Genomic DNA, 14,203 nt, shown 5'->3' on the forward strand with positions numbered 1-14,203 from the left:
TATTTTAATTCTTTATTACTTTGTCCGAATGACTGTTTACACCGTTGGTTGCTGTAAACACATACAATCCTTTGGCCCATCCGGAACAATCAATGATGGTATCTTCCATGCAATTGGTCAGCTTTTCAATGAGTCTGCCCTGTAAATCGGTTACGCTTACAGTATATTTCCTCGAATTGTCCGACGACACCACTACCCTGTCCCGTGCCAGCGTAGGCGTAATGGTGAAGGGCGAATCCGCCTGCGCGTCAAGAGCAGGACGGTCGGTTTTGACCGATTGATAGACACGTACGTAATCAATTTCGTAGGTAGCAGGACAAACATTCTCGTCTATGCCCATCAGTCCCCCCCAGTTTCCTCCGATAGCCAGGTTCAGCTTCAGGTAAAAAGGAGCATCGAAAGGCCAGGTGTTTTTATCTCCCAACTTATCGTTGGCAAAGGTGAAATAGGGAATCCCATCTACATATCCTGTTATCTTATCTTCCGTCCACTCCAGTCCGTACACGTGAAATTCCGTTTCGGCATTGGCAATGTTTTTAGTCGCCGTTTTTTCCGTATGCGCCACGTGATTGTAACTTTGAGTATGTACGGACGACTGGGTGACATTTGGCCTGTATCCCACATATTCCATGATATCGATCTCTCCGTCCAACGGCCATGCGGTAAAATTCTGAGGCATCATCCAGAAGGCAGCCCACGAACCTCGTTTGCCCGGCACTTTGGCTTTCATTTCGAAGTATCCGTACTTCCAGTTTTCTTTTGTATTCATCCGGATGGAAACGTAATCCATACTGAAATAACGCTTCTTGAGCGCTCTGATCTTCAGCGTTCCATCCGAAATAAGGGCCAACGTGTCTTCCCGTGCCACACCGGCCACATAATACTGCAGCTCATTGTTACCCCATCCGCTTCCGCCGGTTTCGTACCACCACTTGTTGGTGTCTGGCAACGAAGGTGTGGAAGCCGAAAACTCGTCGGACCAAACCAACGAGTAGCCCTCGGGGGCCTGCGCCCGACCAAGCAGGCAGCAGCACCCCAGAAGGATAATCTGTACTAAAACACTTCTATAACACATTATTTACTTTTTAAAACGAAAGTCATCAAAGAAGAAAATACCCGGACCTGCATGTCCTTCGGCTCCGAACTGAATTACAATCTTATCGTAATCCTGGCGGGTGCTTACGCCGCTGAAATCGAAGGTAAGTTCAATCCATTTGTCGGTTTCCAGATCGGCTTTCACAATTTCGGTCTGCGTCTGCCATGCGTTACCGCCCTTGCTTGAATCCTGTAGCTTAACTGCAACCTGACGTTTCAGCTTGGCATTGGTAATCCAGTCGCCCGCAACAGGGAAGTCGGTTACATAGTCGTTGTAAGAAGGAAGGTAAACCTTGATGGAAACCTTGTTCTGTTCGGTAAGGTCAAACTTATATCCGCTAGCGGTAAAGAAGATATTGGAATAGAAAGCATCCGATTTCTCGTAAAGGAATACTTTTCCCGAACGATTTATACCCAGAGGAGCCGGATTTGAATAATAAGGATCGAATAAAGAGCCCATATCCTCTTGTCCGAATACAACTTTAGGAACAGACGATTCGAAATCGTCGGAAAGAGGAAGTGCCTTCAATGGAATAACAACCACCGGTTTGATATTCTTTTCCTTAGGAATCAAACGATACCACCATCCGTTTCCGTTCTCGGTCGTACTTGCACATTTAAGGTACATCTCGTCTGCCGTAAGTTTCAAGATCTCGTAAGTAGAGGTTCCGGCATAATGTCCTAAGAAAGCACCGTCACTCAAGGTGATTGTCTTACCAGCTTCATTCAAGGCAAAGGTATAGGCAGGCTTCGGAGCATAAGTTACATCGAAATCGCCCGCACCCGGAACAACCGATGTTGAAAAACCTAATGCAGCCAGAGCGGCACGACCGTTTTCGTTGGTATATACTTTACCGTTGTTTTTCCATTCCAACTTTACTCCCACCTGCGTGAAGGTAAACTCCTGGGTATACAAAGAGCTCTCTGTCTTGCCTTCGGCCGGACAGCTCCACCAGCTCGGACCACTGTCGGCAACCGGACCTACCCCGAAGTGACCGTCGTGGTATTGGTCGAATACCCATGTCTTACCATTCAGGTTGGCTGCACCACCCGTAAGTGCATTGTACATCGGTGTGTCAAGCAATGACATGTCGTCGTTGGCCACACTGATCGTTTTAGAGATACTTACCGAACCCCCTGTGGTATAGAGCGTCATTACAATTGTATAATCGCCCTTGAACGGGAAGCTTGCCTGGGCAGTTTCTCCTTTGGCTTTTGTTCCATCACCTAAATCCCAAGTGGCGACACCTTTGATTTTGGATGTATTCTTGAAATCAATCACATTGGCTTTAGACGCCGTCGGGGTCACATCAAAATCCAATTGGTCGGCTGTAGGCTTCGCGCCCAATGAATAATCCGAACTATCCTGAGGCTCGCACGCAATCATCAATAAGATGGACAAAAATGCAAATACCCCTAATTTTATGCTATTTTTCATATGATATGCTTATTAGATTTCTTAAAATTAATAACCGGTATTCTGCTTAAGCAAGAATTCGCCGTCTGTTTTCTCAATTTCAGATTGAGGAATAGGAAGGTACTTGCAATAGTCTTTCCATGTTCTGTTGGAAGAATACGCCGGAAGGTTCTCGCTCAGAATTGAAGTATCTCCCCAACGAACCAAATCCCAGAAACGAAGTCCCTCGCCTAAGAATTCGCGGCGACGCTCAAGCTTAACATTTGCGGCTGTTGCCGGAATGGAAGGAAGGCCGGCACGGAAGCGGATCTGGTCCAAACATTCCTGTGCAGTGATGCCACTGGGTGCAACACCCTGGATAGCCATCAGGTCGGCAGCATTCAGTAATACCTCGGCATAGCGGAAAATACGGAAATTATTTTCAAAGTTAAGATCGATGTCTCCGGGAGGAGGGTTATATCCTTTACGGGCAGCATATTTAGCCATAAAGTAACCGGTGTTCTGGAAGCGTACGGTATAGGTTCCGTCTTCAAAATGGTTGATTGAACCTTCTCTGCGTTCGTCGCCTTCCTCAAACATATTCCACGCAGCAGCACGAACAGGAGCAAATCCCCATCCTCCGATAAAAGTATCAGATCCGCTCAATCCGTTGGGAGATATGAAGGCAGGAAGATTCGTTCCGTAACCCTGCCAGCTGGCGCCCCATGTCTTTCCTTCGGGAAGCTGGTTCGATTCAAAGATGGATTCGTCGCAGAATTCACCCTCTTTCACCCAGATACTGGCAAAGTCATCCATCAGACGGTATTTACCGCTGCTGATAATCTCATTCATATCACTCAACACCTGAGCATATCTGGTCTGATCCTTCTGGTACATAACCACACGGGCTCTCAACATCATGGCAGCCGCTTTGTTAACGCGACCATCGTTTACAGCCGTGGTACGCATCGGAAGCTTGTCGCCTTCAATGGCAAAGTCTACATCCTCTAAAATTTCCTTGTATATTTCGTCGGCTGTATACTGTTTAGCCATATACGGAGCAGGCAGATCTTGTTCAAAATAGGGAATATTACCCCAGAATTTCCACAACCAATGTACATAGTAGGCACGTAAGAAATGAGCCTCTGCCTTGTATTGGTTCAGTTTGGCTTCGGGAACATCCACGGCGTTTTCGCATGCCAGGATTACATTGTTACAACGGCTTAATCCGCTGTAATAAATTTGCCACAAACCCATGGGCAACTCTGTTGATGTTGCATCCAACTGCGACAAGCGGTACAGTTGTCCCTGGTCGCCGGCATCGCCGCCACCCTTGAAGATATCATCCGAACGAAGGTCGGACAACAACGGGATACTGTTGTAATTGCCGTTGGCGTAGCTGTCGAAAAGCAATATCTGGTAACAAGCTCCCAAGTTGGAAAGAATGGCTCCCTCCGTAGCTGCACCACCCGCCTCCTGCGATTCGGTAGGGTGATTGGTAAGGAAATCGTCGCCGCAGGAACTGAATCCGATTACGGCCGCTAGTAACAAAATGAATTTATACTTTTTCATATACATACTTTTTTAAGATTAGAAAGTAAGGTTTGCACCTACTGAAATTGTTCTCGACTGAGGATAGATACCTTTGTCTACTCCGATATTAAAGTAATCTCCCGCTGCAATTTCCGGATCAAATCCATCATATGAGGTGAATGTGAAGAGGTTTTCGGCTGTTACAAACAAGCGTAAACGTTGTAATGAAGCCTTTTCAAGCAAGGAGGTTGGCAACGAATAACCCAACTGAATGGTTTTAAGACGTACATAGGAACCATCTTTGATGTATAGGTCGGACGAACGCCAGTTACGGTTAGGATTGACAGCGGTCATACGCGGAATCTTATTGGATGTTCCTTCACCGATCCAGCGGTCAAGCATCCAGGACGGACGGTTCATTGCCTGGATATCTCCACGTTGTGAGAAATCGAAGACATCATTACCGGCTGTTCCCTGGAAGAACAGATTCAAATCGAATCCTTTCCAATCGGCACCCAGGCTCAGACCGAAGGTCCAATCGGGCATTCCCTTACCAATCTTAGTCTTATCGGCATCTGTAATCTTACCATCAGGCGTGTTGGATTTCTCGCCGGCTATATCCAGGAAGATAACATCTCCCGGCTGTGCCTTTTCGCCATATTTGCTGTTATACTCGTCGGCCTGTTGCTGGTTCTGCAGAATTCCGCCGGTTTTGTAACCATAGAAGTAGGGGTATACTTCACCGTTTCTACCTTTTACATAACTTCCCACACCCGATGCTCCGGCATCAGCATAGATAGCTTCGCCCGATGCATTACCCAGTTTGATGAGCTTATTGTTAAGGTAAGATGCATTGGCTCCTACGTTGAACGAGAAATCGTTGATCTTAAGTTTGTATGTTGATTCAAATTCGAGACCCCAGTTCTGCATATCACCCGCATTGGCAATAGGAGCACCCTTTCCTACATAGGCAGGAATAGGTTGATCCATCAACATACCGTTGGTATTCTTCTTGAAATAGTCGAAGCCGAAAGTAAGCGAATTATTAAAGAAGCGAGATTCAAAACCTAAGTCAAGCTGTTCAGACTCTTCCCATTTAACATCCGGATTGGCAATTTTAGAGGGACTGCTACCGTATTGCATCGTTGCATGATCGCCCGAACCGAAGTAATAATTCTGTCCGCCGTCCATCAAACTGGTATAACGGAACTGACCGATACGCTCGTTACCGTTCTTACCCCAGCTGGCACGAAGCTTCAGGTTGCTGAACCAATCGGGACGGCTATCCATAAAGGCCTCGTTTGTAACGTTCCATCCTAAAGATACTGAAGGGAAAACAGCCCATTTATGATTGGGTCCGAAATTGGACGAACCATCACGACGTACTGTAGCCTGAATCATATAACGTTCGTCGAAGTTGTAGTCGATACGACCGAAATAAGATGCCAGCGTCTGGTTGGAGAATCCTCCTGTTCCACCTGCCACGCGCTCTTCATCACGATCTGCAATGGCCGAATTGATATTAGCCTTGTCGGGATTGGTTTCCAGCAGGTCAAAATCGTCGCCATACAATTCACGCAGGGTGTATTCCTTGGCCGACTGACCCAACAAAACGGTCAGGTTGTGCTTGTCGTCGAATGTTTTGGTATAGGTAAGTGTATTTTCAACCTGCCAGGTAAAACCACGGTGCATGTTTGAGAATACAGAGCTCTGGGTGATATTCTTACCCTGCGTAGCCAGGAAGTAAGGGAATGTATAGCCGTCGTTACCCCAGAAAGCCAGGTCGGCGCCGTAGCTTGATTTGAACTTCAAACCTTCATAAAGATCCAGTTCGCCCCAGAAGCTGGCAACAAACTTGTCTTCATTCAATGTGGAGGAAGTAGGTGCATTAAGCATCCCGACCGGATTGGCGATTTCCTGGAAGCCTCCGGCAGGAATGGTGTAGACCTTTCCGTCTTTATCTTTAACAGCATGTGGATAAGAAGCCAGCACCGATTCGGGATTGGTTGCATATACAGGTACTGTTGGGTCGAAAGCCAATGCACTACCAAGTATTGATCCATATTCAGAGTTGGTCTCGATACCCGATGATTTAGCTCTTGCATAGCTGATATTCACTCCAACCCTCATTTTATTCAGGAAGGAACGATCTTTAGTCTCAAATACGTTGTATGTGCTGTTGGTTCTTAATGACCAGCGGTTGTAGTTGGACTTTCCATAATTACCACCCACAATACCTTCCTGATCAAAATAACCTAGTGATAGAAAATAAACAATCTTGTCTGATCCGCCGTTAACGCTTACCTGGTGACTCTGCACCGGTGCGTCGTAATTAAATGTTTCATCCTGCCAATCTGTACCTTTTCCTGCTGATGCGATTTGTTCGGGCAGGTATTTAGGCGCATTGCCATCATTTACCGCCACTTCATTCATCAGCGTCATGTACTCGGTTGCATTCAGAACAGATCTTTTCTTCCATGGATTCTGCAATCCATAGGTAAAGTCGTACGTAATATTTGTCTTTCCGGATACACCCGACTTGGTGGTTACCAGAATAACCCCGTTGGCTGCACGTGCACCGTAAATGGCTGCCGATGCAGCATCCTTCAATATTTCCACAGACTGGATATCTGTAGGATTCAGGTAGTTGATACCTCCGTCAACCGGCATACCATCCACAATGTAAAGAGGTTCACTGTTGTTTACCGTACCTACACCACGGATACGCACCTTCGAATCGGCTCCCGGCTGACCCGAGCTTTGGGTGATCTGCACACCGGATACCTTTCCTTTCAAGGCATCTTCAATGCGAGAAGGGGTTGTATTATTCAGATCTTCGGCAGTCACACGGCTGATTGCTGCCGTAACCACACTCTTCTTCTGCACACCATAACCAACTACAACCACCTCATCAAGGGTTTCTGTATCTTCCTGAAGGGTGATATTCATAAGTTTGGATCCATCGGCTGCAACCTCTAAAGGTTTATAACCGATATAGGTTATGGAAAGCATACTTTTTGCCGGAACGGCAAAGGAGAACTGACCATCCAGGTCAGTGATCGTACCTATAGAGGTACCTTTAACTACTACATTTACTCCTGGAAGCGGTAAATTATCCCCTCCCGACACCACTACTCCTTTAATCTGTATATCTTGGGCGAACACAGAAAAGGCAGTGCACCATAGAAACACAATGACTAATAAATTTCTCATAAATTATTAAATTAAGATTGACTGTTGAAACAGTGCAAACATAAGTTAATAAGAAATGATAAATTTAAAAATGTCCTACACGCGAATACGGCAAAGCACTAAAATTAATACGACAACAATTCGATTCAAAAAGTTAACAGCCTGTTATTCAATTGAGTTTAAATACTCAAGTAAATTTATTTCACGTTCAAGACCAATTCGTTTGCGTAATCTGTATCGCATGGCTTCTACTCCTCTTACGGATATATTTAGAAGCGGAGCCATCTCTTTAGATGATAAATCCATCTTAAGGAAGGCACACATCTTACGTTCGCTAAGGGTAAGATCGGGATGTCTTTCGCTCAGCTTGGTCATAAAATTATTATGAACCAGGTCGAATTGCTCCTCGAACCGTTTGAGCAGATCGTCGGACTGCATATTGGAATCGATTCGGCTGTTAACGTTGACAAGCATACGTTTCACCTTTACAAAAGGTTCTCCCCGCATCTCCTCCATCACCTTGAAAAGATCTTCCTTTATGTCGGTCAGAATCTCATTCTTCCTTACAAAGTTTATGGTAAGATTGGCCATCTCCTGACTCTTATGCTTCAACTCGTATTGGAGTTTCTCGTTGTTCAGGCGCATGATCTCGTTTTCCTGAAGGGTGGTCGTCTTAATAAACTGCTCTTCTTTCAGACGCATAGCTTTTTCTTTTTCGGCCAGTTCGAAAAGCTTCTTACGGCGGATTCGCCATTCATCCAAACGATAGACAAAATAGGCAATAACAACCAAAAACATAAAATACACAAAATAGGCCCACATGGAACGATACCACGGAGGTAGAATAACAAAGGAAAAGGAGGTCTGCGATACCGAACCATCCGAATCGATGGACTCAAGTTCGAAGGTATAACTGCCTTCCCTTAAATTACTGAATTCCTTTGATTCGGAAGCCGAAGGCTCAGACCATGAGCCATTAGGACTCAGTCTGTAGCGGTACATCACACTTTTCTCCCTGTCGAAGGCATGAAGCGTATATTCAAAGCGAAGGGAGTTGTTCCTATATTCAATTTCCGGAACAGCCTCCATTCCCATAAAATTGGCGCTGTAAAGGAGGATATCCTTGGGGAAAGAGGTGTAAACCTTTTTAATAAACAGTTCGTTGTTATCCTCTTTCGGTTTGTTGTACGTCAGATCCAGCAGAGAAAAGCCATATTCATTGGGAATGATCACCGTCGAATCGTTTATCAGCTGAAAGGTTTCATAGTAGCGGATAAAATCCATCTGCTTGTGGTTAATAGGGAACATCATCGATGAAAGCACCCTTCCCTCTTTGTTGAACTTAAGCACCCCGATGCCGTTGCGATCCAGCCCGATGACCGAATCGCCGTATTGCTTCAATATCGAATGAGGAAAAGACTGGGGAATAGCAGAACTGAGTTCCATTTTATCTTTTCCGGCATTGTAAGTGTATAGCCCAGAATCGGTTGAGAAATAGAGAGTCTTCCCCAGCTTGCTGATATAAAGATTGCGGGTGGACATCAATCCATCCCTCAGGGTATAAAACCGGCTCCGGGTCACCTTACAGGCAACCGTATCAATCTCAATACGCAGGGGGCCTTCAGAAGTATTACGGATCCAGGCTACTTCGGGCGACTCAAACTCAAAGTTCTTAAACCAGTCGTTCACCCCCTCCAGCTTTGCTTTAACACGCCACTTATCAGCAACTTTTTCCAATACATACATCCCTTCATAACCTCCTGCCCACAACTTGGACGGATTGCCCGGCGACTTTGTACAGGTCCACATCCCCCTTAACCCGGGAACGGATTCAATGGTTTTACCATCCAGAATGTAGAGGCCCTTGTCATGCATGCAAAATAGTTTTCCGTCTATCTCCTTTAAGTCCCAGACCTGTCCGCTAAACTGAGGGATAAACTCTATCTCGGCCGATAATTCTCCAAAACGGACAGGCCAGGAGGTACGATAAACGCCGCTATTGGTACCCAGATAGAGAAAACCTTTGTAAATAACGGAGGCATAGCCTGCACCGGACGAATACGGATAGGTATACAGCGTGGTGAAAGGGGTATCCAACGAAATATAATCAATGCCATTATCAAGACCCAGCCAAAGATTGTTTCGTTTATCAAAGGCGATATACAAAACCGTATTGTTCTGCAAACCGTTCCTTTCATTGTAAAATTTTATCTTATGATTCTGCAGGTTCACGAGTACAAGTCCCCGGCGCACCGTACCGATGGCCAGCATATTTCCCGAAACAGCCATGGAAAAGACCTCATTGGATCGGAGAAAAGCCTCTGCACCTGTTACAAGAGGAGTCACCGTCGTCCCTTCCACGTAATAAAGTCCATCCAGCGCTGTAGCCACCAACATACCGGATTGATAAGGGGCTATGCTACGGATATGCTTCCCTATCAGTTTATCACCTCCCGAAAGAGGAAAGAATTTATTTCCCACCAATACAAAAACTCCTTTTGTGGTACCGATATACAGCGTGCTGTTTATAACTGCCGAGCAATCGATCTTTCCAACCGAAGGCACCAGGCTGAACTCGTCGCCGTACTGCTTAACGACCACCCAGTCGGCCACATAATAAAATAGATTCTCAACATGGTACACACCCCAGTAGGCCCCGTTGAACCGCTGGGTAGGAGGAAGTGAATCCGAAAGGTTCACATACTGCAGATTGCCGCTCGCGTTGGGTGTAAAATATCCGAATTCACTATCGCCACCCACATAAATACGGTTCAGCTTTTCGGAAACAAATACAGATCTTACATCCGTTTCGTTGTGGATGGGGAAACGGTTCCATTCGCTCCCATCGTATTGAAGCAGTCCGTTCTTATTACCAAAATAGATCCAGTTTTCGTTGAATGCCTTTATCTGCCATGTCTGAGAACCTTTGCCAAAAAGCTCTTTCTTGTAATTTGTGACAAAATGGTTCCATTCCGCAAGCAAATCGGAAGAGAGTAATAATAGCAAGCTCAGGGTATATATGATTCGGTTCTTATACATGGTTCGATAGTATTGAAATTCATTAACAGCACAAATGTACAAAAACAAACGATACAAATCCGTTAATAAAACAAAACCGGCCGGAGGTGATCCCCCGGCCGGTACATAATCAATCAACTGTCTCAGTTACTGTTTTATTCTTATTCAACAACGAAAGAACCTTTCAAAGCCGCACGGCTGTCGCCTCCTACCCACAGGTTGAAATCACCGGCCTCAACAACCTTCTTCATATCGATGTTCCAGAAGGCGAGCTCCTGTATCGGCAGACTGAAGCTTACACTGCGGCTTTCGCCCGACTTCAACGCGATGCGTTCGAAGCGCTTCAGCTCCTTTACCGGACGCGTTACTGAACCGAAACGGTCCTGAACATACAGCTGCGCTACCTCCGTTGCATCGTATTTACCCGTATTGGTCAGATCGAAGCTTACCGTAAGTACGTCGCCCTCCTTCAGTTTCTCTGAAGATAGCTTCAGGTTGTCGTATTTGAATGTGCTGTAAGACAAGCCGTAACCAAAGGGATACAGCGGATCGTTACCCGCATCCAGATAGAACGAGGTGTTACCCAGCGAGGTCTGTCCAGCTTCCGCAGGGATATCCTGCAGCATCGTCTCCGTGCCCTGGAAAGGACGGCCCGTGCTGTTGTGACTGTAATAAAGCGGAATCTGACCTACCTCTTTCGGGAAGGTCACTGGCAGTTTGCCGCTGGGTACTGACTTGCCGAAGAGCAGATCCGCCAGGGCCGGGCCGCCCATCGTGCCCGGATGGAAGCTGTAAAGCAAGGCATCGGACAAGGCTGCCTCTTTACCGATAGTTAGCGGTCTACCCGCCATTACGATCGTAACCAGAGGTTTACCCGTATTGGCTACCGCCTCGATCAAAGCGCTCTGCGCGCCCTGCAGGTTCAGGTTGGCCAGACAGTGGGCCTCGCCGGACAGGATGGATTCCTCTCCTACAAAAGCCAACACCACATCTGCCGATGATGCGGCACGTACCGCTGCGGCGATACCGCCCGTATTCGTATCCCGGCTGTAGCTTACGCCCGGGGCATACACGATCTTGATCTTATCGCCATAAGCTGATTCCAATGCCTTCAGGGGCGTTTGGGTATAGTTCTTGTCCCCGTCGAACACCCACGTACCCATCTGGTCGTGCGGTGCATCCGCCATCGGACCGATTACGGCGATGGTCTTTACGGATTCTCCCAGAGGTAACACCGAACCTTCGTTCTTTAGAAGTACGGCCGACTCGATGGCTGCCTCCTTGGCTGCCTCCAGGTGTGAAGCTGCGTAAAGCACCTCTCCCTTGCTCTCATCCACATACGGATTCTCAAACAACCCGAGACGGAACTTCACACGCAGGATGTTACGTACTGCATTGTCGATCGTCTCCTCCTTCACCTTACCTTCCGAGATCAGTTCCTTCAGGTGGTTCACGTAATGGTAGCTTACCATCTCCATGTCGACACCCGCATTCACAGCCTTAAGCGCCGCTTCCTTCCCGTCGGCACAAAAGCCGTGGGCGATCATCTCCCCTACCGAAGCCCAGTCGGATACCACAAAACCGTCGAAGCCCCACTCCTTGCGCAGTACATCCTTCAGGATATAACCGTTGCCCGAGGCAGGGATGCCGTCGTTGTCGTTAAAGGAGGTCATATAGGTAGCTGCTCCGGCTTTGGCTGCCGCCTCGAAAGAGGGCAGGTACACATTGCGAAGCAACCGTTCCGGAATATGGGTGGAGTTATAGTCGCGGCCACCTTCTGCTGCCCCGTAGCCCACAAAGTGCTTCGGACAAGCTGCGATGGAGGTGGGATTGTTCAAAGAATCTCCCTGGAATCCCTTCACCATGGCGGCACCCAATACCGAGGTCAGGTAGGTATCTTCACCCAGACTCTCCGCAATGCGGCCCCAGCGGGGATCGCGGGAGATATCCACCATCGGTGCGAAAGTCCACCGCACCCCTACCGAAGAGGCTTCGATGGCGGCAATGCGCGCACCCTTCTCGATCAGATCCGGATTGAACGAAGCCGCCTGTCCCAGCGGAATAGGGAAAATCGTCTTGAATCCATGGATCACATCACGGCCCACAATCAGCGGAATGCCCAGGCGCGACTGCTCCACTGCCGTACGTTGGTAGGCATTGATGGTTTTGGCATCGGCCACATTGAGGATAGAGCCCACTTCACCCTTCTTGATCAGCTCGGCGGTTGTATTTACATCACCCGACGGACTGATCTGATTCATCTGGCCGATCTTCTCTTCCAGCGTCATCTGGGAAAGCAAGGCCTCCACCCTCTTCTCCACATCGTTGCTTTTTACCGAAGTGGAGCTTTGGCATGAAACCAATGCTGCCAAAAGCAAGCAACCTGTGATAATTCTCTTGTTCATATATACTAATTTATTTATACATTTAGTTCAACATATTCCAACCATATCCCGACCCACCGAAAGAATAACCCTCTACAGGATAGTTGATGTTCCTTACCAAATAAAAGAGCTTACACTCCTGGAAGGCACCTTACAGTTAAATGTCTGCTCATCTGCCGAAACCCGGATGTCCACTTCGGCATCCGTATCGTTCTGCAATACCAACCCATAGGTACCGTCGGGATTCAAAACAGCGGTATAATATACCCCATCCTGTTGCATACCCTTGGTCTCTATACGGTAAGCACCCGGCTTGATTACCTTTGAAAGATGGCCCATTGCATAATAATGGCTGTTTTTAACCATCGTCTTGTAATCTTTTGAACTGATATCGATGGCACCCAGACACATGTTGCAACCATGAGGTCTGTAGGGAGCATGATTTTCATCCAGCATCAGGTTCCATACCATAACCGCTTTACAGAAGTTATTGATAGTACCGATACCTACCTCCCTCATATTCCACATCAAATCATTGGCAAACGAATAGCCGTCGCCCCATTCGCCAATAGATATTTCCGTAAAATAGAGATTCTTGTCCGGACGAACCGTATGAATGCGGAGCATCTCAGACTTGTCGCCTCCATAGGCATGGAAAGCAGCTCCGTCGATATACTGTGCTGCATCCGCATCTGCATAGATATGCTCCGGATAGCCTACCTGATCGGCACACTCTTCCTTGTCAGGATAATCGTAATTGTAGTTGTGATCGTAAGCAACAATCTTGGTCTTGATACCCGCAGCCTTGAAGGCCGGTCCCAATGCCGTTTTAATAAAATCACGTTGTTCCTGCCATGTCATGAACAAAGAAGCCGAATTCCCTCTGTTTAGAGGCTCATTCTGAATGGTGGTCGACTCAATCATGAATCCCTCCTTCTCCATCGCCTGGATAAACTTCACAAAATAAGTAGCATAATCCTGGTAGTATGCAGGATTAAGCTGTCCGTCTACCCAGGAAGGGAACGGTTTTAAATCCTTCAGGTTGTTCACCTTCATCCAGATTGGAGGAGTCCACGGCGAACTCATAATCTTTACCTTGGGATTAATCGCCAGAATCTCTTTCAGAATAGGAAACAGGTCCCGTTTATCCAATTCGTGGATGGCAAAGTTTTCGATACCTACCGAATCGCAATGCGTATACTCGTCCATCGAAAAGTCGGAACAGCCCATGGAGATACGGATGTAGCTATACCCCAATCCATCTACCGGATCAAATGTCTCTTTAAGCAATGCCGTACGGTCTTCGGGTTTCATCTTCAACAAATTGTAGCAAGTTGAACCTGTGATTGCCGCACCAAAGCCATCCATCTCCTGAAATTTTACCGCCGGATTCAGAACAATTGTATTCGCATCCGCAGATGAACCATTATCCAATGGAATGGATAATGGTTTGAAGACCATAGACTGGTCTGCGGTGGTAACAAACGCATTCACATTCTTCTGCGCAGTACAAGCAGAAAACAGAATGGACGTTGCCAGCCCCAGACCGGCCATATGGGTTGTTAATTTACTAATTCGCATAAAA

General features: G+C 47.0%; 7 protein-coding genes. All 7 read right to left on the reverse strand.

Features of this window, described 5'->3' with window-relative positions:
• Positions 1-4: 4 nt before the first annotated feature.
• A complete protein-coding gene (locus F5613_RS11940; protein ID WP_179399914.1) occupies positions 5-1,075 on the reverse strand; it encodes a family 16 glycosylhydrolase in 1,071 nt (356 codons plus the stop codon).
• A 3-nt stretch (positions 1,076-1,078) separates the two neighbouring features.
• Entirely contained in the window at positions 1,079-2,533 is a 1,455-nt protein-coding gene (locus F5613_RS11945; protein WP_179399915.1) for a PKD domain-containing protein, read from the reverse strand.
• Between the two features lie 27 nt (positions 2,534-2,560).
• Complete coding sequence (locus F5613_RS11950) at positions 2,561-4,063, reverse strand: RagB/SusD family nutrient uptake outer membrane protein (RefSeq protein ID WP_179399916.1); 1,503 nt, start codon at positions 4,061-4,063, stop codon at positions 2,561-2,563.
• Between the two features lie 18 nt (positions 4,064-4,081).
• Positions 4,082-7,237: a SusC/RagA family TonB-linked outer membrane protein gene (locus tag F5613_RS11955; protein ID WP_179399917.1), complete on the reverse strand. Its 3,156-nt coding sequence runs from the start codon at positions 7,235-7,237 to the stop codon at positions 4,082-4,084.
• Between the two features lie 144 nt (positions 7,238-7,381).
• The gene (locus F5613_RS11960; protein WP_179399918.1) at positions 7,382-10,255 is read right to left on the reverse strand and encodes a helix-turn-helix and ligand-binding sensor domain-containing protein; all 2,874 of its coding nucleotides are present in this window, start codon (positions 10,253-10,255) and stop codon (positions 7,382-7,384) included.
• A gap of 140 nt (positions 10,256-10,395) precedes the next feature.
• Positions 10,396-12,639 (reverse strand): beta-glucosidase BglX, encoded by a 2,244-nt coding sequence (gene bglX, locus F5613_RS11965; protein WP_179399919.1) that lies wholly within the window; start codon positions 12,637-12,639, stop codon positions 10,396-10,398.
• Positions 12,640-12,732: 93 nt separating this feature from the next.
• Positions 12,733-14,199 (reverse strand): glycoside hydrolase family 30 protein, encoded by a 1,467-nt coding sequence (locus F5613_RS11970; protein ID WP_246303402.1) that lies wholly within the window; start codon positions 14,197-14,199, stop codon positions 12,733-12,735.
• Positions 14,200-14,203 lie beyond the last annotated feature (4 nt).

It is taken from the genome of Macellibacteroides fermentans, from assembly GCF_013409575.1.
Classification (GTDB): domain Bacteria; phylum Bacteroidota; class Bacteroidia; order Bacteroidales; family Tannerellaceae; genus Macellibacteroides; species Macellibacteroides fermentans.

What these genes read in the sequence shown, in the direction of transcription:
- F5613_RS11940 (WP_179399914.1), bottom strand. Translation starts at nt 1,075, where the DNA reads ATGTGTTATAGAAGTGTTTTAGTACAGATTATCCTTCTGGGGTGCTGC.
- F5613_RS11945 (WP_179399915.1), bottom strand. Translation starts at nt 2,533, where the DNA reads ATGAAAAATAGCATAAAATTAGGGGTATTTGCATTTTTGTCCATCTTA.
- F5613_RS11950 (WP_179399916.1), bottom strand. Translation starts at nt 4,063, where the DNA reads ATGAAAAAGTATAAATTCATTTTGTTACTAGCGGCCGTAATCGGATTC.
- F5613_RS11955 (WP_179399917.1), bottom strand. Translation starts at nt 7,237, where the DNA reads ATGAGAAATTTATTAGTCATTGTGTTTCTATGGTGCACTGCCTTTTCT.
- F5613_RS11960 (WP_179399918.1), bottom strand. Translation starts at nt 10,255, where the DNA reads ATGTATAAGAACCGAATCATATATACCCTGAGCTTGCTATTATTACTC.
- bglX (WP_179399919.1), bottom strand. Translation starts at nt 12,639, where the DNA reads ATGAACAAGAGAATTATCACAGGTTGCTTGCTTTTGGCAGCATTGGTT.
- F5613_RS11970 (WP_246303402.1), bottom strand. Translation starts at nt 14,199, where the DNA reads ATGCGAATTAGTAAATTAACAACCCATATGGCCGGTCTGGGGCTGGCA.